Genomic DNA, 22,031 nt, shown 5'->3' with positions numbered 1-22,031 from the left:
TTGAGCGACGGCGGAGCGGGCCTGTCCCGCTCCGCCATTTCGTGGAGCGAGGCGACTGGAACATGATCCTCATACTGAGCGACCGTCTGGACGACACGGTCGACATGGTGATGCCGAAGCTGCTGCGCCGGAACATCCCGGTGACCTGGTGGGACAGCGGGGAGTTCCCTGCCAGGAGCCGGCTCACGGTGGCCTTCGCGGGCGGAGAGCACCGCATGACACTCCACACCGCGAACGGCACCCTCGACCTTTCGACGGTGACGGCCGTGTGGCGCAGGCGTCCGACCCGGTCGGCGGCGTCGGCCGAGGTGTCGGAGCCGAGCCATCGAGAGCACGTCGCCTGGCAGGCTCAGTTCCTCCTGGACGGAGCGTGGGACCTGGTCCCCGCCCGATGGCTGCCCTCGCGGCGCGAGCCGGAGCGGCAGGCCCACAACAAGATCATTCATATGGCCCGCGCGGCGGCGATGGGTTTCTCCGTACCGGAGACGTCGTTCACCAACGATCCGGCCGAGCTGGTCCCGGCGTACGAGCGCGCCGAGGGCAGGCTCATCACCAAGCAGATCAACTCCGACAACTTCACGATCGACGGCGAGGACCACCGCACGTACACGACCGTGCTGACCCGCCGTCACCTCGCCTCACGGCATCTGCTCCAGCACGAGCCCGTGATCCTTCAGCCGTACGTGCCCAAGGCCCTGGAGCTGCGCGTGATCGTCGTGGCGGACGAGGTGTTCGCCGCCGAGATCGACTCGCAGGCGTCACGGACGGCCAGGGAGGACTGGCGTCACTACGACGACGACCGGGTCAGGTACGCCGCGCACGCGCTCCCCGCGGACGTGGAGAAGCGGTGCGTCGAGCTGGTCGCCTCGCTCGGGCTGACATACGGGGCGATCGACCTGATCCTCACACCGGAAGGCGACTACGTCTTCCTGGAGATCAATCCCAACGGCGCCTGGGGGTTCATCGAGATGCGTACAGGCCTGCCCATCAGCGACGCCATCGCCGCCTGGCTCGCCCGCGACGAGATCGCCGGTCAGGCGGCCGCCCATGCGTGAGAGGGAGAGTCCCATGAGTGACTTCGGCGCCGTGCTGGAGTCCGCCGTCGAACTGCTGCGCGGGCTGCCCCGCAGACGCGCCCACGTGGACGCGGCCCGCAGGACCGCCGCGGAGTGGACGGTGGAGCACCCGGGAACCGATGCCCAGCTCGTCGTCGACATCCGGCCCGGCACACCTGTGGTCGACTACGACCTCCTGCTCGCACACCCGGACGGCGGGACGGTCGCGCTGACCGCCCCGGCCGACGAGGGCGTGCCCTGGCTGATCGAGCACTCCACCCACTGGGCGGCGGGCCAGCTGGTCAGCGTGGACCAGGTTCACCTGTCCGTGGCCCAGGCGCTCACCATGCTGCGCTCGCTCTCCCGCACCACCATGTCGCCGCACGATGAGATCGTCGAACAGTGCCTGGTCCTCAACGAGGTGCTGGCCGACGACGAGCCGCTTGCCGGTGAGGACCTCCAAGCGGCGGCCGACGAGTTCCGCAGAGGGCGCGGCCTGCACGACCGCGCGGCGACCGTCGCCTGGCTGGAGCAGGTCGGAATGTCCCTGCCGCAGTTCGAGGAGTATGTCGGCGGCATAGCCCGCCGCCGCAGGTTCCGGCGGCGCAAGGAGGCGGAGCTCGCGCCGGCCTACCTCGCCGCGCACCGCGCCGAGTTCGCCAGGGTACGGGCTCTGTGGGTGACAGGCCCGGCCCCCCTCGGCGCCGCCTCGCCCGCCGAGCTGATCGCCGCGCTCACGACGGCCCCCGGTGAAGCCCAGGCGGCCGTCGGCGACCGCTGGGAGCGCGAACTGCCCGAGCCTCTGCGGGGCGCCGAACCCGGGAGCGTCGTCGGCCCCGTCCGGCATGAGAAGGGCTTCCTCACCGGCTCGGTGATCGAACGCCGGCCCGCCGAGGACGACACCGCGACCCTGGCCGCCGCGGGGCAGGCCGCCTTCGACGCCTGGCTGGGCGAGCGCCGCGAGCGCGCGTCGATCGAATGGCACTGGTCGTGAGCCGCCCCGTCTACCGCGAAGAGGCGCTGCGCCGGTACGCCGACCCCGCCGCCCGGGAGAGTGAGCCGCTGGTCATCCGGCGGGCGTGGTTCGTGCTGCTCTGGGCCCTGGTCGCCGTGCTCCTCGCCGCCGGGGGCGCTCTCGCGTTCGTCGTGGCGTCCGGGATCTCGTCATGAGCAGGCGCGTGCCGGTCCTGCTGCAGAACACCGTCTCCGAGTGCGGGGCGGCGTGCCTGGCCATGGTGCTGTCGTTCCACGGGCGCCGGGTCTCGCTCCACGAACTCACCGACCGGCTCCAGGTCGGCAGGGACGGACTCAGCGCGCTCGCCGTCGTGGCGGGCGCCCGTGAGTCGGGGCTGACCGCCAAGGCCTTCTCCCTGGAACCCGAGGACCTCGCCCGCATTCCCATGCCCGCCGTCGTCCACTGGGAGTTCAACCACTTCGTGGTGGTCGAGCGCTGGGCTCCCGATCGCGTCGACATCGTGGACCCCGCGCGGGGGCGGCGCAGGCTCACGGCGGAGGAGTTCGACGCCGGATTCACCGGCGTCCTGCTGGCCTTCGAGCCGGGCCCGGCGTTCAGACGGGGGCGCTCCAGCGCGGCGCGCACGTGGCGGCGCGGGTTCCTGAAGAATCTCCTCATGCGCCGGCGCGGCATGCTCGCGCAGGTCGTGCTCGCCTCGCTGCTGCTCCAGGTGCTCGGCCTGGTGCTGCCGCTGTTCTCGCAGGTGCTGGTGGACCGGGTGCTGCCCATGGGCGCCGACGCGCTCCTCGGCGTGCTCGGGGCGGGCATCCTGCTCGCCACGGTGACGCAGTTCGTGCTCGGCGCGCTCCGTTCGGTCCTGCTGGTCGCGGTCAGGGCGGGAGCGGACGCCGAGCTGACCCGGGGAGTGGTCTCCCACCTGATCGCCCTGCCGTACCGTTACTTCGCGCTGCGCGGCACGGGAGACCTGGTCACCAGGGCGGGCAGCGTCGCGGTGCTCAGGGAGATGCTGACCGGTCAGATCCTGTCAGCCCTGCTGGACGGACCGCTGGCAGTCGGGTACCTGGTCCTCGTCTCCCTGCAGGACCCGCTGTTCGGCGCGTGCCTCCTCGGCGTGGCCCTCGTGCAGATCGTGCTGCTGGTGGTGACCAGCCGCCGCGTCAACTATCTCGCCCAGCAGGAGCTGACCGCGCTCTCGGCGACGCAGAGCCAGCTGATCCAGGCCATCGGAGGGATCGAGACCCTCAAGGCGTCCGGGGCCGAGAAGCACGCGGTCGACCAGTGGTCCACGAACTTCACCGCTCAGCTCAACGCGGACATTCGCGGCGGCGTCACCCAGGGCCTGCTGGAGGCGGCGCTCGGCGCCATCCGCGTGCTCGCCCCGCTCGCCCTGCTGTGGGTCGGGGCCTGGCGGGTGCTGGACGGGGAGCTCACCTTGGGCACACTGCTCGCGCTCAACGCCATCGCCGTCGGCGCGCTCACACCGCTGGCCTCGCTCATGTCGAGCATGCGGAGCCTCCAGCAGGCCGGCGCCCACTTCGACCGGCTCTCCGACATCCTGGCCTCCGACCCCGAACCCGCCGAAGGCATCGAGGTCCTGCGGTTGCGCGGCGCGGTCGAGCTGCGTGACGTCGGATTCCGGTACGACCCCCGGGCGCCGTGGACGCTCCAGGGCATCTCACTGAAGATCGAGCCCGGCCAGAAGGTCGCGCTGGTCGGCTCCTCCGGGTCGGGCAAGAGCACGCTGGCCCGGCTGCTGCTGGCACTCCACACGCCCACCACGGGCGAGATCCTCTATGACGGGGTGCCGGTGAGCGAGCTCAACCTGCGCACGCTGCGGCGGCAGTTCGGCGTCGTCACCCAGGACCCCTCGCTCTTCACCGGCACGATCAGGGAGAACATCGCGCTCAACGACCCCGGCGCGTCCTTCGACCGGATCGCCGAGGCGGCGAGGACGGCCCGCCTGGACGCCGAGATCCGCCAGATGCCCATGGGGTACGACACCATGCTCACCGAGGGCGCCGGACTCTCGGGCGGCCAGCGGCAGCGGCTCGCCCTCGCGCGCGCCCTGCTCTCCCGGCCGAAGATCCTGCTGCTGGACGAGGCGACCAGCAACCTCGACAGCGAGAGCGAGGCGGCGATCGAGAGCCACCTCGCCCGGCTCACCCAGACCCGCATCGTCATCGCGCACCGGTTGAGCACGATCCGCGACGCGGATCTGATCCTGGTGGTCGACGGCGGCCGCATCGTCGAGCGGGGCACCCACGATCGGCTGCTGGCCGGCGGAGGCCGTTACGCCGCACTGGTGGCCGCCCAGACGGTGGGCGGGGCCGTGTCGTGACGCCTTGCCGATGGGCCCAAGGCCCTGGACGCGCGTGGCCCGGCGTCCCACGCGTCCCGGAGGGCGGCGATCCCGGCCGTCGTGGGCCGCGGGTCAGCGGGCCGCGCCGAGGCGGTGGGCCAGGCGGTCGAGGGAGAGGTTGATCAGGATGAAGATGGCCGCGATGAGGATGGCCGCCGGAATGACGTTGGAGAAGTTGGCCGCGATCCCGTTCAGCCCCCGGTCCACCAGCTCGTCGTAGCCCACGATGAGCCCCAGCGCCGAGTCCTTCAGCAGCACCACGAACTGGCTGACGATGGCGGGCATCATGGCGCGGAACGCCTGGGGCAGCAGGATGAGCCGCATGACCTGCCCCTTGCGCATGCCGATCGCGTAAGCCGCCTCCGCCTGCCCCCGGGGCAGACTCTGCACCCCGGCCCGGATGATCTCCGCGATCACCGAGCCGTTGTAGAGGGTCAGGCCGAAGACGACGGCGGCGAAGGCCGAGATGTTCACGCCGATGAGCACGTACGAGCCGAAGAACGCGAAGAAGATCAGCAGCAGCAGCGGGACGGACCGGAAGAACTCCACCACCGCGGCCGCGGGCACCCGGATCCACCGGTGCTCGGACAGGCGGCCGGTGGCGAACACGAGCCCGAACAGCCCCGCCAGGATCACCCCTGCCACCGCCGCGCCCAGCGTCCCGGCCAGGCCCGGCAGGATGAACGTGGCCCAGACGTCGCCGCGCAGCAGCGGCGTCCACTTCTCGGCCGTCCACTGGTCCTTCGCGTCGAAGCGCACATACACCACGTACGCCAGCGCCAGCAGCACGAGCGCGACGCCGCCCGCCAGCAGCCGGTTGCGCCGGATGCCGCGCGGCCCGGGCGTCTCGTAGAGGTTCGCGTAACTCATGCCATGACCTCCAAGGGGACCTCCAAGGGGACCTCCAAGGTGCTCATCGAGCCACCGCCATCCGCCGCGACAGCCAGCCGAACAGCAGCCCCATCGGCAGGCACAGCAGCACGAATCCGGCCGCGAAGCCGAGGAAGATCTCGATGACCTGGTCCCCGTACGTCTCGATCATCTCCCGCATCCGCACGGACGCCTCGCTCACGCCGACCACCAGCGCGATCGTGGTGTTCTTCGTCAGCGCGATGAGGATGCTGCCCAGCGGCGCCACCACGGCGCGGAACGCCTGCGGCAGCGTGATCAGCCGCAGGGTCTGGACGAAGCCCAGCCCCAGCGACCGGGCCGCCTCCGCCTGCCCGACCGGCACCGTGTTGAGCCCGGACCGCAGGGCCTCGCAGACGAACGCCGAGGTGTAGGCGGTCAGGCCGATGACGGCGAGCCAGTAGTTGTTGGTCGCGATGTCGTCCGACAGCTCGACGCCGAGGTTCGCCCCGACGCCGAGGCCGGTGAACAGCAGCACCAGGGTGAGCGGGGTGTTGCGGGCCACGGTCACGTAGCAGTTCGCGGCGGCGCGCAGGGAGGCCAGCGGGGCCACCCGCATGGCGGCCAGCAGCGTCCCCAGCACCAGGGAGCCGAGCGCGCTGACCGCCGTCAGCCGTATCGTCATCCAGAACGCGGCGAGGATCGTGTCGCGTTCGGTCAGCAGTGCCTCCATGCGATCAGTACCGCTCGAGCTGGGGGGCCTGCGGGAGGGCGAAGCCGGAGGCGCCGACGCTGGCCTGCAGCGCCTTCGTCCAGCTGCCGTCGGAGAACATCTTCTCCAGCGCGTCGTTGACCGCCTTGCGCCCGTTCGTGTCGTCCTTCTTCAGCCCGATGCCGTACTTCTCGGTGCTGAACGGCTTGCCGACCACCTTGAGCTTGCCCGCGTGCTGCGCGGCGTAGCCGGCGAGGATGACGTTGTCGGTGGTGATGGCGTCGAGCTGGCCGCCGAGGACGCGGTCGACGCAGGCCGAGTACGTCCGCTCCTCCTGCAGCTGCACCTCCTTGGCGTACTCCGTCTTGACCTTCTGCGCCGGGGTGGAGCCGGCGACGGAGCAGAGCTTCTTGCCGTTCAGCGTCTCCGGCCCGGTCAGCGCCGCCTCGTCGGCCCTGACGAGCAGGTCCTGCCCGGCCACGAAGTATGGCCCGGCGAAGGAGACCTTCTGCTTCCTGGCGTCGGTGATCGAGTACGTGGCCACCACCATGTCCACCTGGCCCTGCTCGAGGAAGGCCTCCCGGTTGGCGGACACCGTCTCCTTGAACGTGATGTCCTTGGCCTCGACACCGAGCTGCTTGGCCACGTACTTGGCGACCTCGACGTCGAAGCCGGCGAAGGTGCCGTCGGGCGTGCGCAGCCCCAGCCCCGGCTGGTCGGCCTTGACGCCGATCACCAGCTTCTTGTCGTTCTTGGCCTTGTCCACGACGGAGGCGTAGCTGTCCTGGCCGCCGCCGCAGGCCGTGGCGGCGGTGGCGAGCGCGATCACCGTGAAGGTCGCGTAAAGGGATCGGCCGAACATGTTGGCTCCTTAGTGGGTGAGGATCTTGGCGAGGAAGGACTGGGCGCGTTCGCTGTTCGGGGAGCCGAAGAACGCGTCGGGGGTGTTCTGCTCGACGATCTCGCCGTCGGCCATGAAGACGACCCGGTCGGCCGCGCGCCGGGCGAAGCCCATCTCGTGGGTGACGACGACCATGGTCATGCCCTCGCGGGCGAGCGAGGTCATGACGTCGAGCACCTCGTTGACCATCTCCGGGTCGAGCGCCGAGGTGGGCTCGTCGAAGAGGATCGCCTTCGGGTCCATGGCCAGCGCGCGGGCGATCGCCACCCGCTGCTGCTGCCCGCCGGAGAGCTGGGCGGGGAACTTGGCCGCCTGCCCCCCGATGCCGACCCGGTCGAGCAGCTCCTGGGCCTTGCGCTCGGCCTCCGCCTTCGGCCGCTTCAGCACGTGGACCTGCCCGAGGACGACGTTGTCCAGGACGGTCTTGTGCGCGAAGAGGTTGAACGACTGGAAGACCATGCCCACCTCGGCGCGGAGCTTGGCGAGCGCCCGCCCCTCAGCGGGCAGCGGCGTCCCGTCCAGGCTGATCGTGCCGGAGTCGATGGTCTCCAGCCGGTTGATCGCCCGGCACAGGGTCGACTTGCCCGCCCCGGACGGGCCGATGATCACCACGACCTCGCCCTGCCTGACGGTCAGGTTGACGTCCCTGAGCACGTGGTGGTCGCCGAAGCGCTTGTTGACCTGGTCCAGCACGATCAGGTCCGCGTGAGTCATGCGTCACGCTCCTTGTCTCGGTCAGCGTTGGCGTAACCGTAGGAGCCGCATGTGTCACCGAAAGGCTTATGCGCTTTCTGCTCAGCGATTGGCGGGGCGAGATTGATCAGGTGCCGCGCCGGCCACCCCGATGGTGTCCTTGAAGGCGCGGTCCCACTCCCCGTCACGCAGCCAGCGGCCGATCAGCCCGTTGAGGTAGTCGCGGAAGCCGGTGTCCTGTTTGCGGACGCCCATCCCGTACGGCTCGCGCCCGAACGGCTTGCGCGCCAGCCTGAACACGTCCGGATGCTGGTCCAGCAGGCCGAGCAGGATCGTGTCGTCGGTGCTGATCGCGTCCACCCGCCCGGCCACGAGCGCCGGCACGCACACGCTGTAGGCGTCCACGATCTCCAGGCTGGCGCCGGGCGCCAGGGTGCGCAGCCGGTCGCTGGAGGTGGAGCCCTTCGCCGTGCACACGCTCTTGCCCTCCAGGTCCGACACGTCCTCGATGGTGGTGTCGGCGACCCTGACCAGCAGGTCCTGCCCGGCGTAGTAGTACGGGTCCGTGAAGCTGACCAGCTGGGCGCGGGCCGGCGTGATCGAGTACGTGGCGATGACGACGTCCACCACGCCCTGGGCGATGAAGTTCTCCCGCTCGCGCGACACCGTCTCCACGAACCGGATGTTGCGCTCGCTGCCGGTGAGGTCCTTCGCGATGAGCCGGGCCACCTCCGCGTCGAACCCGGTGATCCGCCCGCTGGCCGGGTCCTTGTAGCCGAACATCGGCTGGTCGAACTTGATGCCCACCGTGAGCATCCCGCGCTCCCTGATGCGCCACATCGTGGAGCTCTCGGGGAAGGGGTTGTCCGTGCCGCAGCCCGTGGGCAGGAGGCAGAGCAGTGCGGCGAGCAGCACCCTGAGCGTGCTCACCGGACGCGGTACCGGTGCTGGGGGCGTCCGGTCGGCCCGTACTTGGGCCGCGCCTCGAGCAGCCCGCGTTCCGCGAGATGCTCCAGGTAGCGGCGGGCGGTGGCGCGGCTGACGCCGATCATCCCGGCCAGCTCGTGCGCCGAGGCGTCCTCCTCGACGGCGGACAGCGCGTCGAGCACCAGCTGCTCGGTCGCCGCCGAGATGCTCTTGGGCCGGGGGCCCTGGTCGAGGTGGAGCGAGCGGAAGATGCGGTCGATCTCCTGCTGCTCGACGAAGCGATCGCCCGCCTCGAGCTGCTCGGTCGTGGCCGCGTAGCGCAGCAGCGTCTGCTCGAGCGTGCCCGCCCTGGTCGGCTTGACCAGGTAGTACAGGGCTCCGCGCTGGATGGCCGCGCGTACGGTGGCCGACTCCTTGCGTCCTGAGATGACGATGACGTCTGCCGGCGGCTGCTCGGGCCGGCGCAGCCGGTGCGCCACCTCGAGCCCCGGCATGTCCGGCAGGTGCAGGTCGAGCAGCACGAGCCGGGGCGCGAAGCGGCCCGCGGCGGCGAGCGCCGCCTGCCCGGTGTGCGCGATCCCCACCACCCTGAACCCGAGTACCCTGTTCACCTGCGCGTGCAGCGCCGCGGTGACGACCGGATCGTCGTCCACGATGAGAACGGTGATGTCCCGGGCCTCAGGCATCGCCAGCTCCTCGTCCAGGTCCAGTTATTACAAATCAGAGTGAGCTTAAGCGGGTTTTGTTACAAAAGATCGAGTTTTGCGCCTTCTGCTCACGGAGACCCGCCGCTCGTCCCTTTTCCCTCCTACCCTGTACCCGAGCGGACAGGGGGAAGGACGGACGCCGGTGAGATGGCTGCTCGCGGTGACAGCCCTGTGGGTGGTGCTCGGCCTGCTGCCCCTGGCGCTGCTGACCTCCTCCAGCATCTCACTGTCGGAGCAGGCTGTCAGCGACGAGGTCACCGACCGGGTCAGGACGACCGCCTCGGTGAGCCGGGTCGTGGTGGAGCAGCAGATGGGCTCGCTCGAACAGCTCGTCACCGCGTTCGCGCAGCGGCAGAGCATGCGTGACACCGTGGCGCACGCCACCGTCGGCGCCATGCGCGATCACCTCGGCGAGCTCAAGCAGATGCGCGACGGCGTCAGCGGGCTGATCCTGGTCTCGTCCGAAGGCCGCATGCTGGGCGCCGAGCCCAAGACCGTGCTGCCCCAGGACATCAGCGCCACCGACTGGTACCGCGCGGTGCGCGACCGGCGGGCGGCCAACGTGTCGCAGGCGTACACGCCCACGATGGTCGGGGTGTCCAGGGCCGTCGCGGTGGCCGCGCCGATCCTCAGCGCCGACGGCAAGCGCATGCTCGGCATCCTCGCCGTCGTCTACAGCCTGGACGCCATCCAGGACTTCGCCAAGGAGGCCGCCGAGGCGCAGGACATCCGGCTGCTGATCACCGACCGGGCCGGCGTGCTCGTCGCCGACCCCGACAGGAAGCTGCTCGCGCTCACCTCCCTGCGCGAGGACCCGCGCGTGGACGCCGCGCTCGCCGGGCGCACCTGGAACGGCGAGTTCCACGGCATCGACGGCACCGTGCTGTCAGCCTCGGAGCCGATACCCGGCATCGGCTGGACGGTCACCGCCGAGGTGTCCGCCGCCGAGGCGCTGGCCTCGGCACAGCAGCTCAGGGCGAACGTGATGACCGTCGCCGCGCTGCTGGCGCTGCTCATCCTCATCGGCCTGGGCCTGCAGATCCACACGACGCGCGGCCGCCGCAGGGCGCAGGCCACGCTGGCCAGGTACGCCTCCGAGCTGGCCGCAGCCAGGGACGAGGCGGTCAGCGCCTCCAGCGCGAAGTCCGAGTTCCTGGCCAAGATCAGCCACGAGATCCGCACTCCGATCAACGGCGTGCTGGGCATGAACTCCCTGCTCATGAGCACCCGGCTGAATGACGAGCAGCGCCATTACGCCACCACCGCCGAGGAGTCGGCGCAGAACGTGCTGCGCCTGCTCGACGACTTCCTCGACCTGTCCAGGATCGAGGCGGGCCACCTTCAGGTGGACGAGGTGCCGTTCGACCTGCCCAGGCTCTGCGACGAGGTGGTGGCGCCGTTCGCGCCGCACGCGTACGAGCAGGGGCTCTGGCTCACGCTGCGGCTCGACGAGGACGTGCCGCGGCAGGTGTCGGGGGATCCGGCGCGGCTGCGCCAGATCCTCACGAACCTGGTGGGCAACGCGCTGAAGTTCACCGTTCAGGGCGGCGTCGACCTGCACGTCGCGCTGGACGAGGGCGCGCCGGGCGACCCGCGCGCGGTGCTCAGGTTCTCGGTCGCCGACACCGGGATCGGGGTCGGTCCCGACGACCGGGAGAAGGTGTTCGGCGTCTTCCGCCAGGTCGACTCGCCGATCACGCGCAGGACCGGCGGGAGCGGCCTGGGGCTGGCCATCGGCCGGCAGCTCACCGAGCTCATGGGCGGGGAGATCGGGCTGGACAGCGTGGAGGGCGTGGGCAGCCGCTTCTGGGTGCGGCTGCCGATGGACGTCCTGACCTGGCCCGGCCGATCGTCCTCCGAGCCGTCGGTGGAGGCCCTGCAGGGGCGGCGCGTGCTCGTCGCCGACCCGCGGCCGGAGGACCGCGCGCTCGCGGTGCACTCGCTGGCGGGCGCGGGGCTCGAGGTGGAGGAGAGCAGGGACGGGGAGACCACCCTCGCGCTGCTGCGTGCCGCCGTCGCGGAGGGGCGGCCGTACGAGCTGGCGGTCGTGGCCCTCGACCTCGGCGCCGATGCCGAGTCGATCGCGCACGTGGTCCTCACCGACCCGATGTTCCAGGCCACCAGCGTCGTCGTGGTCGTCACGCCCGGACGCTCGGGCTTCGCCTGGCCGGGCGCCGCGGGGGAGCGCGCCGTGCAGTCGATCACCCGGCCGCTCAGCCGCCGCCGCCTGCTCGCCGCCGTGGAGAACGCGCTGGGCACCGCCGAGTGTCCCGGGGAGCCGCGCGAACGGGCGGAGATCGCGGCGCAGGGCGCCCGGATCCTGGTGGCGGAGGACGACGAGATCAGCCGCCAGGTGGCGATGCTCATACTGCGGCAGGCCGGGCACGAGGTCGATGTGGTGGACGACGGCGAGCAGGCCGTGCGCGCCGTGCTGGGCGGCGACTACGACCTGGTCTTCATGGACTGCCAGCTACCTGTGCTCGACGGCCTGGCCGCCACCGAGGAGATCAGGCAGCGCGAGGAGACGCACACCCCGATCATCGCGATGACCGCGGCGGCGATGCCGGACGACCGGATCCGCTGCCTGGAGGCCGGGATGGACGACCACCTGGCCAAGCCCGTGGACTGGGCGCGGGTGCTGGCCAGGATCCCGGAGTGGGCGGCGTACGCCGGGCTTCCGCCCGAGCTGGCGGGCCTGTCGCCGGAGGCGCTCACGGACGTGGCGGAGGCGTATCTGGCCACCGCCATGCGGACGTTCGAGGAGCTGCGACAGGCGGCCCAGAACGGTGACACGGCGGAGGTGGCCGCGCTCGCGCACCGGCTCAAGGGGAGCTGCGCGACCGTCGGGGCCGTGCGCGAGGCCGAGCTGTGTCAGCGCGTCGAGGATCTGGCGCGTATGGGGGCCGTCGAGTGGGGGCCGCTCGATGAACTGGGCGAACTTCTCAAAGCCACGCCCTCGTGGATGAACGTCCCGTAGCACTACATTAACGCCCGAGAAATTTGTTCGCGTTACAGTCTCATTGTTGATGATCATGATCGGATTGGAGGGTTGATGGCTGATTCATCCGGTGAGCCCAGCCCTACGGCCACCCCAGGCCCCACGGCCACCGCGAGCCCGACGACGGGCACTCCGACGCCGACGGCCTCCCCGAGCCCGACGGCGACGAGCGGCCCCACTCCCACGCCTACGGAGTCGTCCGGCCCGACGGGCACTCCGACGCCGACGGGCCCTCCGGTCCCCAGCCCGACCCCGTCGGGCAGCCCTTCGCCCACGTGGCCGGGCACCCCTTCACCTACGTGGTCCGGCTCTCCCTCGCCCACGTGGTCCGGCTCCCCTTCGCCGAGCCCGTACCCGAACCCGTATCCGAACCCCAGCCCGTCCCCGGCGCCGCAACCCACGCCCAACCCGGGTGCCCCCGGCGGCCAGGTCCAGATCGACTGGGTGTCGATCCGCGGCCTGGCCAGGCTCTTCGACGACATCGGCGACGACGTCGTAGCGCTCCATCGCGGGTCCACCTCGCTGGCCACCACCTCCGACCTGGTCGGGGGGGACGACGACGGGCGCGCGTTCGCCGAGTGGTACAGCGACGGCTACGACTCCCTCACCGACGCCATGAAGCGCATCGCCGACAGGAACTTCAGCTCGGCGGGGAACTTCCGGGACCTGGAGAAGCTCTGGACCTGGCTGGAGACGGAGATCATCAACACGCTGCCCAGCATCCCCGACGTCGGTGAGGCCCCGATCCCGCAGGCCCCGCCGCTCAAGGAAGGCGCCTGATGTTCGACCCCTTCCAGGCGCTGGCCTGGTTCGCCGACGTATACGTGCCGGTGGCCGACGTGAGCAACCTCCGGGCGCGGGCCAAGGCGCTGCGTGAATTCGCCGCGTCCATCGAGAAGATCGCCCACCACACCGACATCGGCGTCGCCGAGGTACGCAAGGCGAACGACAGCCGCTCCGTGGACCGCTTCGCGGACGTGTGGCCGACGGAGCTCGCCCCCCGCTACGCCGCGCTCCAGGAGGAGCTGCTGGACCTGGCGGCCGGCTGCGAGAAGTACGCTCACGCCGTGGACGAGCACCGCGAACAGCTCAAGTGGATCGGCACGGCGCTCGCCGCCATGGCCTTCACAATGATGTTCGGCTTCGTCTACCCGGCGGCCAGGATCGCGGCCGAGAGGGCGTTCAACTGGCTGGTGGCCAGGGCCAGGCTGGAGCGCACGCTCTTCCAGAAGATCACCAAGATGATCCTGGAGATGCATATGGGCAAGCGCCGCGTCGGCAACTACCTCGTCCGGGAGGGGCTCGACGCGCTGGCGGACTCCGTCCTGTGGACCGCGCTCAAGACCGGCGTGCACGCGGGCAGCTCCGCCGCCACCGGGCAGCCGATGGGCAACCTCTGGGAGTACGCGGGCAAGCACTTCGTCGCCGAGATGGCCTACAACGGCGGCATCAAGTCGCTGAGCGACGTGCGCAAGTTCTTCCCCGCCACGAAGGTCACCGACACGTTGCTGGGCTCGGGCCCTGCGGGCAAGTTCTTCCGCCGCACCCTCTCGGCCGCCACCATTTACCCCCTCGTCACGAGTGGCTCGCTGACGGAACAGGGCGCGCTCCGCTCGGCGCTGGCGCACGCGCCCAGGGCGTTCATCTTCAAGCGCTGATCGAGTGAGTAAGGAACAGCCATGACGACACCTCATACCGGTGACCCGGAAATCGATCGCGCTCTGGCCGAGATGGCAGCGCAGACGGCTCGCTTCGAGGAGGTGAGCCGCCGGCTGGAGGAGACCAGGGGGCGCGGGCAGAGCGCCGGAGGCCAGGTCGTCGTCGAGCTCAGGCACACCGGCTCGCTGGCCGCGCTGCGCATCGACCCCCGCGCGCTGCGCCTGGGCTCGCAGGCGCTGACGGACGCCATCGTCGAGGCGTTCCGGCTGGCGGAGGAGGACGTGACCGGACAGTCGTACGACCTGGCCAAGACCATGTTCGACACCTGACCTCCACCCGTCCACCTCGCCGCGCGCCGTCAGGCGGGCGGTCGGTCGGCGCGCGCCGCGCTCACCTGGGACGCGGCGATCCGTGCCGTCCGACCGGCGTCACAAGCGGTCAGGATCAGGTGCACGAGCAGTCGCAGCAGTCACATGAATGTCGACGACGATGCGCCTGATACTCGGCCTCGACCGCCCCACCTCCGGCACCGCGCTGATCCGCGGCGTGCCGTACCACCAGATCAGGAACCCGCTGCGCACGGTCGGCGCGCTCCTCGACGCCCGCGCGCTCCATCCGGGTCGCAGCGTCCGCGCGCACCTGGCGGCACTCCCCGAGGTGGCCGTGATCGACGTACGCATGCCGCCCGGCCACAAGGACGACGGCCTCCGGGCGGCCCTGGAGATCCGCGAACGCCATCCCGGAGTGGGCGTGCTGGTCCTGCCCCAGTACGTCGAGCAGCACTACGCGGCCAGGCTCCTGGCCGGCTCCACGCGCGGCCTCGGCTACCTGCTCAAGGACCGGGTCTCGGAGGTGGCCGACTTCCTCGACTCGCTCGAACGCGTACGCGCGGGCGGCACCGCGTTCGATCCCGAGGTGGTGCGGCAACTCCTGGCCCGCACCACCCACGCCGATCCGCTGAGCAGGCTGAGCCCGCGCGAGGGCGAGGTGCTGCGCCACCTCGCCCAGGGCTTCGTGAACGCGGCCATCGCCGAGCGGCTCCACGTCTCACTCAGCACGGTCGAGAAGCACGTCAACGCCATCGTCGAGAAGCTCGACCTGCCTCACGACCCCGGCTACAGCCGCCGCGTCCTGGCGATCCTCCGCTACCTGGACACCTGACCGGCCGCGCGGTGCGCGTTCCTCACTCGCGCCGCTCGAGCGGCGACTGGACGGTGCCCTCGGTGATCAGCCGGTCCATGGTCTGGCGGATCGCCTTCGCGTCGTTCAGGTGCGGGAAAGGCTCCCCGTCAGGGACGTCCACGCCCAGGAACCGGCAGAGCGGCTCCCACCCTTCGCGCACGTCGAACACCAGCAGCCGCTCCGCGGGCAGGCTCTCCTTGACGGTGGCCACGTGCCGCTCGAACGCCGCCACCGCCACGTCCTCGTCGGGCAGCCCCTCCCTGAGGCTCCCATGGCCGTCGAACACGGACCGGCTGATCAGCTCGAGCACCGGGCCGAGCCGCCTCATCCCGTCGAACATGGCCGCAGCCGCCTCCGGCATGTCCTCCGGGAGCTGCCTTCCCGGGCCGCTGGCGGCGAGCGCTTGCATGCTCACGTACCAGTCGTGCGGGTCGCGTACGGTCAGGACGACCTTCGCCTCCGGGTACGCCTTCGCCTGCTCCCGCCAGAAGAAGGACGCGGGCCAGTCCTGCGTGGAGCGGAAGCCGTCGAAGACCTCCTCCCAGTCCACCTGCCCGCCGGTGGCCAGGGGCAGCCACCTGTCGACGCGGGCGGGGTTGGTGAGGATGTCGAACATGTGGTGGCACGGCCCGAACCCGAGTCGTTCCAGTGCCGCTTTCATCGAGGTGGTCCCGGTACGCGGGAATCCCGCGCCGATCACCGTTAACACTGAATGCCTCCATGGGGTGTTTGGCTGGCATCTTCGATGCTGACCCGCGACGGCGGTCCCCGCAATCGCAGCTCCCGTCGTCATGGGGAGCATCCCGGTGGGACCCTACGCCCGGCCGGGCGCGAGCGCGCAGCTAGATCGCCATGTGGGCCAGCCAGTGCTCCAGCAGCGCGCGGTCGCCCGTGACCGTCACCCGGTCGTCGTCCAGCGGGAGTCGGCGGTTGCACACCAGCATGACGTACGCGACGGCTCCCGACAGCACCACATCGGCCTCCACCGGCCCGTGCTCCCACCACATCCCCTCGGGCGACCTGATGATCACCCACCCGTCTCCCTGACGGGGTTGCAGCCCGAGCCGCTCACCGTTGCCGCGCAGCTCGACCAGCTGCGGCTTGAGCGCCTCCGCGCCGGGGGACACCAGCATCTCCAGCCCCTCGACGATCACGTCGGCCGCGAGATCGTCGGCGATCCCGAACCCGCCGCCCGTCGTGACCGCCGCGTCGTAGTGGTGGACGGCGGTGTCGTTCAGCATCCTGCGCAGCCAGAACGCCGCGGGTCGCGGCCCCAGGAACGTCCAGACCTCGGTGTCCGCGCCGGCCTCCTGGACGGCGCCGATCAGCTCCTCGGCGCCGTCGCGCAGCCACTCCGCCCACCTGTCCGGCGAGCCGGGAGCGGCCTGCCACGGGTCCGGCGCGGGCTGCGGGTCACCCTTGCGCAGCACCCCGGTCGCGTACCGATGTCCCAGCCCGATGTGCCCCACGAGCGTACGCAACGACCATTCCGGACAGGTCGGCACCCGCGCGTCCGGCTCCCCTGCGGCGGCAGCGCGGGCGAACCCCGCGGTCTGCTCGCGCAGCCCCTCGGCCATCCGCGCGGTGTCCAGTGTCGCCATGACGAATCTCCTCTCTATCTCGTACGCCGGCACCGTAGAAACTCCAGTCCACTGGAAGTCAAGTAGCCACTGGGACGTTGCAGCGCCCGTGTCCATCAACCGAACGATCGTCCCGTCTCAGAGCGGCGATGGTGCTCGGGCGACGTCACGGTCGGCACCTCTGACGCCTGCGCATCTGCCCGCAGGCGGACGGCCGATGTCCGCCCAGCGGCGTATCGCGCATGCGTGACAAGGATGAGGCGGGCGCGAGCCTGGCGTGGCGGCACAGGAACACGGCGCGGAGAGGAATGAAAGCCAGGTCTGGGATGACTCCTAGCAGTAGGGCGCCCAGCGATATGGCTGCCTCCTAACCGTCACGAGTGCGTGCGGCTTCGAGATCGGACCGGTGTGCGAGGGCCCACAAGCCCAGGGCGCGCACCGGCTCCAGGAAGGAGCGGCCCAAGTCGGTGAGCGTGTATTCGACACGTGGCGGCACGGTCGGATGGAGTGTGCGGCTGATCAGCCCGTCCTCTTCGAGGGCGCGCAGCGTACGGGTGAGCATGCGCCGGCTGAGGCCCTCCACGGACCGGTCCAGCTCGTTGAAGCCGTACGCACCATGCGCCAGGACCGAAAGGATCACGACGCTCCACTTGTCGCCCACCCGGCGCAAGACGCTGGTCGCGGGGCAGTTGTCATGATCGGCCACCGTGACGGGGACGGTGATGGCGGCAGTGGACATAGATGTGCCTTCTTTCGGACCTCGCTCCTGCTGGCCAAGGATCAGGATACGTAGCTTGACGTTCAAGGAGGATTTGCATGATCGTGGTCAGCGGGGCGTCCGGACAGCTCGGACGCCTCATTGTCGAGCACCTACTCCAGCGGGTGGATGCCGCTCGTGTGGTGGCGCTGTCCCGTACCCCTGATGCCGTCGCCGACCTCGGCGTGGCCGCCCGTTACGCCGATTTCGACGATCCGGCGAGTCTGTCCGACGCGTTCGAAGGCGCGGAGCGGCTGCTGATGATCAGTATGGGCTCGCTCAGCGGAGCGCCTCGCGGACACGTCAACGCCATCGAGGCGGCGGCCAAGGCGGGCGTGGGTCACATGATCTACACGTCGTTCGCCAGAGCAGGCGAGCCGGGCCAGCCTCAGGCACTCATCCAGAACCACAAGGAGACCGAGCGGTTGCTGGCTGAGTCGGAGCTGACGTTTACGGCGCTGCGGTTCAACCAGTGGCCGGAGATGTGGAACCTCGTCGGCGTGCCCGCCCTCGCCGTCGCCACCGGCGTGCTACCCAGCAATTCGGGTGACGGCCGGGTGGGGCACATCACCCGCGACGACAGCGCCGCCGTGGCCGCGGCCGTGCTGGCCCAGGGCGGCTGCGAGGGGCAACTCCTGGAAGTCACGGGCCCCGAGGCGGTGACGGACACGGATGTGGCCGACGCGCTCGCCCAGGTCACCGGCCGTCCGGTCCGCTGCGAGCAGGTCTCGGACACCGCTCTGGCCGCGACGCTGTCCGAACGCGGGCTCCCCGATGTGTACGTCCAGGGCTGGACGGGCTTGGGCACATACAAGCGCGCAGGCTGGTTCGACGTGACCACGCACACAGTCGAACGCCTCACCGGCCGCACCCCCACGTCGATCGCTGACTACTTCGCAGCCAACCCCGAGGCACTGCACCTCCGCTGACCGGGCCCGCCGGAAACGCCATACCTGCATCCCGCCCCCGCCGCGATCGCCGTCCCCATCTGAAGCATTTTCCACCACGATCACATGAGTGTGTTGGAAGGCACCTTCTGGCGTCTCTGGTGCGGGTTTGCCTGAGCAGAGTCTCATCATGCCGCCGGACGCAGAGCGGCGAAGGGTGAGATGCGGGTTGGGGCTGGGCTCCAGACGGTTCATCGTGCGCACGGTCATGAGCGCGTGGGTGGAGTCGGTGCGTTGCCGACCTCCGGCACGAAGCAGCCCCGCCGTCACAGCGCGTTCCGGGATCGTGTCCAGCATGCGATCCGGATCCGGGATGAACTGGGTGTTCTATTTCGTTCGCGATCACGGGGCCGCTGCTTTCTGATCTACTTCGCCAACAGTGCCGGGAACCGGGGCGGGCGGGGCACTGCGCGTCGGCGTGGGCGACCAGGCAGGCGTGCGGTGGCTGAGCCGGGGAGCACCGCCCGGCGCCATGCAGTCAGACCCGGTCGAGGGGTCGGTGCGGCTCGGCCGGGAGCTCAACTTTGATCACGTCGCCAGGGCGCACCACGCCACCCGTCCTGACGACGCTCATGACGCCGGCCCTGCGGACCACGTTCCCGGCCTCGTCGCGGCCGACGACCTGCTTGAGCAGACCGTTCTGGAAGGCGTCGATCTGAAGGCAAGGGTTACGCAGCCCGGTCACCTCCACGACGGCCTCGTCGCCGATGCGCAGCAGCGTGCCGACCGGCAGGCCGAGCAGATCGATGCCCTTGGTGGTGATGTTCTCGCCGAGCTCGCCGGGCTTGACCCGGAAACCCGCCGCACCCACCTCGGCGAGAAGCTCGTCGTGGATGAGGTGCACCTGACGGAGGTTCGGCTGGGTCGGGTCCTGGGCGACTCGGGAGCGATGCTTGACCGTCACGCCCGCGTGCGCGTCCCCCTCCACCCCGAGTCCGGCCAGCAGAGTGATGCTCTCCCGGGTCGGCTTGCTGAAAGAGTGCTCGCCGCTGCTGCTGACCGCCATGACAGTCCCGTTCATCCCCTTTGACCCCTTTGCATGGTTTTGATCGCCGGAGAGCAGCCTAGCTCTTACGAACAGCTGAATACGGACCGGGCTCATCGTGGCGGCCGTGGCGGCACCCTGTCGAGGGCCGGGGCGAGTGCGGACCCGGCTGTCGCCGAGAGCGGGGAGTATGAATGAGGCATCCAGTTGGCCGGAGGTTCACATGCCGTTGCGTGACGAGACGCTTGGGATCGGAGACCTGGCGGCGCTGACCGGCGTGCCGGTGCGGACCATCCGCTTCTACTGCGACGAGGGCATCATCGAGTCGGTGCGCAGCGCGGGAGGGCACCGCAGGTTCGGCCGGGCGGCCGTGGAGCGGCTCGGCCTGGTCAGGCGGCTGCGCGGGCTCGGGCTCGGTCTGCCCGCCATCACCGCCGTGCTCAACGGCGAGCGTTCCATGGCCGAGGCCGTCGCGGCCGAGCGGGCGGCGCTCGACGTACGGCTCGCGGACCTCGCGTGGCGGCGCGCCTCGTTGCGGGCGGTCGAGGAGGCGAGCCCAGCCGAGCGGGGTGCCCGGCTGGACCTGCTGGCCGCCGTGGAGGACGGCTGCGCGGCCCGCGACGCGCTGATCGACTTCTGGCGGCGCACGATGGTGGCGCAGGTCGCGGAGGAGATGTTCACCGGGTTCGTCGCCATGGCCGTGCCCGAGCCGCCCGTCGATCCGACGCCGTCGCAGGTGGTCGCGTACGCCGAGCTGGTCACCGTGGTCGCCGACCGGTCCCTGCTGCGCGGCCTGCTGGCCAGGGGGCGGGTCAACGTCGAGCTGATCGCGGACGAGAACGAGCTGATGTACGGGATCGCCGAGGCGTGCGGCATGGTCGAGCCCATGGTGCGCGCGGGCGAGCCGCCCCGGTCGGGTCCGGAGCTCGACCGCTTCGTGGCGGTGCACGCCTCGGTGCGGGGGAGGGGCGACACCCCGGAGTTCCGGCGCGAGCTGCTGGCGAACGTGGCACCCGACAGGGAACCGCGGATGCGGCGGTACTGGCGGCTCGTGGGGGAGGTCAGCGGTGAGGCGGTCACACTGGGCTCGACGCATCTGTGGCTGACCGACTCGCTCGAACGCTGGGTCCGTACCGACCATTGAGCCACCCAGGCCGCTATCCGTAACATGCGACGCGATCGGACGAAACAAGGATTTCCTAGTGTCCGGACATGGCGGACATCTTCGACAAATACGTCATGGCCGAAGCATGGGACGAGATGTTCGAGCGGGCGGGCGTCCCCCGCCCCCAGTACCAGGCGCTCTTCGCCGCTCTCCAGCCGCTGGGGGTGCGCGAGCTGCGGTCCAGGGCAGACCAGCTCGCCAGGATGTTCACCCACCGGGGCGTCACCTTCGACTACGCGGGCGTCGAGCGGCCCTTCCCGCTCGACCTGATCCCGCGGATCATCGACGCCGCCGAATGGGACCTCGTGACCCGCGGCGTGCGCCAGCGGATCCGCGCGCTGGAGGCGTTCCTGGACGACGTGTACGGCAGGCACCAGGTCTTCCACGACGGCGTGGTTCCCTGGCGGCTGCTCCACTCCAGCCCTCACTACCACCGGGAGGCGCACGGCTGGCGCCCGCCGAACGGCGTCCGCGTGCACGTAGGCGGCACCGACCTGATCCGCGACGAGCGCGGCGCGCTGCACGTGCTGGAGGACAACGTCCGCACGCCCAGCGGCGTCAGCTACGTGCTGGAGAACCGGCTCGCCATGACGCGCACGCTGCCGACGCTGTTCTCGGAGCAGTTCGTGCGTCCGGTCGAGGAGTACCCGGCCAGGCTGCTGGCCGCGTTACGCGCCGCCGCCCCCGCCGGGGTGTCCGATCCCACCGTGGTCCTGCTCACGCCCGGCGTCTACAACGCCGCCTATTTCGAGCACGCGCTGCTGGCCCGCCTCATGGGGGTGGAACTGGTCGAGGGCCGCGACCTGGTCTGCGAGGGCAACCGCCTCTACATGGTCACCACGTACGGCCGCCGTCCCGTCCACGTCGTCTACCGCAGGGTCGACGACGACTACCTCGACCCGCTGCACTTCCGCGGCGACTCCGTGCTCGGCTGCCCCGGACTGGTGAACGCCGCGCGCCTGGGCAACGTCACGATCGCCAACGGCGTGGGCAACGGGGTGGCCGACGACAAGCTCGTCTACACGTACGTGCCCGACCTGATCGGCTACTACCTGGGCGAGTCGCCGCTGCTGCCGAACGTGGAGACGTACCGGCTGGACGATCCCGACGTACGCGACGACGTGCTGGCCCGCGCCGGCGAGCTGGTGCTGAAGCCCGTGGACGGGGCCGGTGGCAAGGGCATCGTGATCGGGCCCGTCGCCACGGACGAGCAGCTGGCGGTGGTGCGGCGGGCCGTACGCGACGACCCGCGCGGGTGGATCGCCCAGCGGCCGGTACTGCTGTCCACCTCACCCACCCTGATCGGCGAGTGGCCCGTGCCACGCCACATCGACCTGCGGCCCTTCGCCGTGAACGACGGCGAGGACGTGTGGCTGTTGCCCGGCGGGCTGACCCGGGTGGCGCTGCCGGAAGGGGAGCTGGTGGTCAACTCCAGCAGGGGAGGCGGGTCCAAGGACACCTGGGTGCTCGGCGAGACCCCGGCCGCGGCCATCCCCGCCACCGTCGCGCCGCCCGCCGCGCAGTGGAGCCCGAGCCGCACGGCCGCATGGGAGGACGAGCAGTGACTTCTTGGGAGGCT

23 protein-coding genes are annotated in these 22,031 nt (G+C 70.6%); 12 read left to right on the top strand and 11 right to left on the bottom strand.

The window, feature by feature from the left end; translation table 11 throughout:
• Positions 1–62 precede the first annotated feature (62 nt).
• From ABD830_RS00955 to ABD830_RS00940, 4 genes are read left to right on the top strand one after another with little or no spacing between them, the layout of a single operon-like run.
• Positions 63–1,055, top strand: a complete 993-nt coding sequence (locus tag ABD830_RS00955; protein ID WP_344984289.1) for an MvdC/MvdD family ATP grasp protein — start codon at positions 63–65, stop codon at positions 1,053–1,055.
• 13 nt (positions 1,056–1,068) lie between these two features.
• The gene (locus ABD830_RS00950) at positions 1,069–2,049 is read left to right on the top strand and encodes a TIGR04500 family putative peptide maturation system protein (RefSeq protein ID WP_344984288.1); all 981 of its coding nucleotides are present in this window, start codon (positions 1,069–1,071) and stop codon (positions 2,047–2,049) included.
• Positions 2,034–2,225: a hypothetical protein gene (locus tag ABD830_RS00945; protein WP_344984287.1), complete on the top strand. Its 192-nt coding sequence runs from the start codon at positions 2,034–2,036 to the stop codon at positions 2,223–2,225. The genes ABD830_RS00950 and ABD830_RS00945 overlap by 16 nt, the downstream gene beginning before the upstream one ends.
• Positions 2,222–4,369 (top strand): peptidase domain-containing ABC transporter, encoded by a 2,148-nt coding sequence (locus tag ABD830_RS00940; protein ID WP_344984286.1) that lies wholly within the window; start codon positions 2,222–2,224, stop codon positions 4,367–4,369. Before ABD830_RS00945 ends, ABD830_RS00940 begins: the two co-directional genes overlap by 4 nt.
• Before the next feature lie 93 nt (positions 4,370–4,462).
• On the opposite strand, the gene ABD830_RS00935 is transcribed toward ABD830_RS00940, so the two are convergent.
• The 6 genes from ABD830_RS00935 to ABD830_RS00910 all read right to left on the bottom strand — a co-directional run bounded on the left by ABD830_RS00935 (position 4,463) and on the right by ABD830_RS00910 (position 9,158).
• Positions 4,463–5,260, bottom strand: coding sequence for an amino acid ABC transporter permease (locus ABD830_RS00935; RefSeq protein ID WP_344984285.1), 798 nt, complete (start codon positions 5,258–5,260; stop codon positions 4,463–4,465).
• Positions 5,261–5,303: 43 nt separating this feature from the next.
• A complete protein-coding gene (locus ABD830_RS00930; protein WP_344984283.1) occupies positions 5,304–5,972 on the bottom strand; it encodes an amino acid ABC transporter permease in 669 nt (222 codons plus the stop codon).
• A 4-nt stretch (positions 5,973–5,976) separates the two neighbouring features.
• Positions 5,977–6,813 carry a glutamate ABC transporter substrate-binding protein gene (locus ABD830_RS00925; RefSeq protein WP_344984282.1) on the bottom strand — a complete coding sequence of 279 codons (837 nt, stop codon included), beginning with the start codon at positions 6,811–6,813 and terminating at the stop codon, positions 5,977–5,979.
• Positions 6,814–6,822: 9 nt separating this feature from the next.
• Positions 6,823–7,566: an amino acid ABC transporter ATP-binding protein gene (locus ABD830_RS00920; protein WP_344984281.1), complete on the bottom strand. Its 744-nt coding sequence runs from the start codon at positions 7,564–7,566 to the stop codon at positions 6,823–6,825.
• An 81-nt stretch (positions 7,567–7,647) separates the two neighbouring features.
• On the bottom strand, positions 7,648–8,475 hold the full coding sequence (locus ABD830_RS00915) for a glutamate ABC transporter substrate-binding protein (RefSeq protein ID WP_344984280.1): 828 nt from the start codon (positions 8,473–8,475) through the stop codon (positions 7,648–7,650).
• Positions 8,472–9,158 carry a response regulator gene (locus tag ABD830_RS00910; protein ID WP_344984279.1) on the bottom strand — a complete coding sequence of 229 codons (687 nt, stop codon included), beginning with the start codon at positions 9,156–9,158 and terminating at the stop codon, positions 8,472–8,474. Before ABD830_RS00910 ends, ABD830_RS00915 begins: the two co-directional genes overlap by 4 nt.
• A gap of 163 nt (positions 9,159–9,321) precedes the next feature.
• Between ABD830_RS00910 and ABD830_RS00905 the strand changes: the two genes are divergently transcribed.
• Positions 9,322–12,156 carry a hybrid sensor histidine kinase/response regulator gene (locus tag ABD830_RS00905; protein ID WP_344984277.1) on the top strand — a complete coding sequence of 945 codons (2,835 nt, stop codon included), beginning with the start codon at positions 9,322–9,324 and terminating at the stop codon, positions 12,154–12,156.
• Positions 12,157–12,209: 53 nt separating this feature from the next.
• Here the strand turns inward: ABD830_RS00905 and ABD830_RS00900 are convergent, their stop codons facing one another.
• Positions 12,210–12,659 (bottom strand): hypothetical protein, encoded by a 450-nt coding sequence (locus tag ABD830_RS00900; RefSeq protein ID WP_344984275.1) that lies wholly within the window; start codon positions 12,657–12,659, stop codon positions 12,210–12,212.
• On the opposite strand from ABD830_RS00900, the gene ABD830_RS00895 reads away from it, so the two are divergent.
• The 4 genes from ABD830_RS00895 (at position 12,622) to ABD830_RS00880 (ending at position 14,997) form a co-directional block, all read left to right on the top strand.
• The gene (locus ABD830_RS00895; protein WP_344984273.1) at positions 12,622–12,957 is read left to right on the top strand and encodes a hypothetical protein; all 336 of its coding nucleotides are present in this window, start codon (positions 12,622–12,624) and stop codon (positions 12,955–12,957) included. The two genes, ABD830_RS00900 and ABD830_RS00895, sit on opposite strands and share 38 nt — an antisense overlap.
• Entirely contained in the window at positions 12,957–13,835 is an 879-nt protein-coding gene (locus tag ABD830_RS00890; RefSeq protein WP_344984272.1) for a hypothetical protein, read from the top strand. The genes ABD830_RS00895 and ABD830_RS00890 overlap by 1 nt, the downstream gene beginning before the upstream one ends.
• Positions 13,836–13,856: 21 nt before the next feature.
• Entirely contained in the window at positions 13,857–14,165 is a 309-nt protein-coding gene (locus ABD830_RS00885) for a YbaB/EbfC family nucleoid-associated protein (RefSeq protein ID WP_344984270.1), read from the top strand.
• 160 nt (positions 14,166–14,325) lie between these two features.
• Positions 14,326–14,997, top strand: a complete 672-nt coding sequence (locus ABD830_RS00880) for a LuxR C-terminal-related transcriptional regulator (RefSeq protein ID WP_378520860.1) — start codon at positions 14,326–14,328, stop codon at positions 14,995–14,997.
• Positions 14,998–15,019: 22 nt separating this feature from the next.
• Here the strand turns inward: ABD830_RS00880 and ABD830_RS00875 are convergent, their stop codons facing one another.
• From ABD830_RS00875 to ABD830_RS00865, 3 genes are all read right to left on the bottom strand, one after another.
• Positions 15,020–15,727 (bottom strand): sulfotransferase family protein, encoded by a 708-nt coding sequence (locus ABD830_RS00875; RefSeq protein ID WP_344984266.1) that lies wholly within the window; start codon positions 15,725–15,727, stop codon positions 15,020–15,022.
• A gap of 133 nt (positions 15,728–15,860) precedes the next feature.
• Positions 15,861–16,619: a maleylpyruvate isomerase family mycothiol-dependent enzyme gene (locus tag ABD830_RS00870; RefSeq protein WP_344984264.1), complete on the bottom strand. Its 759-nt coding sequence runs from the start codon at positions 16,617–16,619 to the stop codon at positions 15,861–15,863.
• 346 nt (positions 16,620–16,965) lie between these two features.
• On the bottom strand, positions 16,966–17,337 hold the full coding sequence (locus tag ABD830_RS00865) for a winged helix-turn-helix transcriptional regulator (RefSeq protein ID WP_344984263.1): 372 nt from the start codon (positions 17,335–17,337) through the stop codon (positions 16,966–16,968).
• 77 nt (positions 17,338–17,414) lie between these two features.
• Between ABD830_RS00865 and ABD830_RS00860 the strand changes: the two genes are divergently transcribed.
• On the top strand, positions 17,415–18,284 hold the full coding sequence (locus ABD830_RS00860) for an NAD(P)H-binding protein (RefSeq protein ID WP_344984262.1): 870 nt from the start codon (positions 17,415–17,417) through the stop codon (positions 18,282–18,284).
• Between the two features lie 496 nt (positions 18,285–18,780).
• Here the strand turns inward: ABD830_RS00860 and ABD830_RS00855 are convergent, their stop codons facing one another.
• Positions 18,781–19,323 (bottom strand): MOSC domain-containing protein, encoded by a 543-nt coding sequence (locus ABD830_RS00855; protein WP_344984261.1) that lies wholly within the window; start codon positions 19,321–19,323, stop codon positions 18,781–18,783.
• 187 nt (positions 19,324–19,510) lie between these two features.
• Between ABD830_RS00855 and ABD830_RS00850 the strand changes: the two genes are divergently transcribed.
• On the top strand, positions 19,511–20,431 hold the full coding sequence (locus ABD830_RS00850) for a MerR family transcriptional regulator (protein WP_344984259.1): 921 nt from the start codon (positions 19,511–19,513) through the stop codon (positions 20,429–20,431).
• A gap of 68 nt (positions 20,432–20,499) precedes the next feature.
• A complete protein-coding gene (locus ABD830_RS00845) occupies positions 20,500–22,017 on the top strand; it encodes a circularly permuted type 2 ATP-grasp protein (RefSeq protein ID WP_344984258.1) in 1,518 nt (505 codons plus the stop codon).
• Positions 22,018–22,031: the final 14 nt, after the last annotated feature.

This window comes from Nonomuraea helvata (genome assembly GCF_039535785.1).
In the GTDB taxonomy this organism is placed as follows: domain Bacteria; phylum Actinomycetota; class Actinomycetes; order Streptosporangiales; family Streptosporangiaceae; genus Nonomuraea; species Nonomuraea helvata.
The sequence above is the reverse complement of the archived record's forward strand: the minus strand, read 5'-3'. Positions and strand labels throughout refer to the sequence as shown.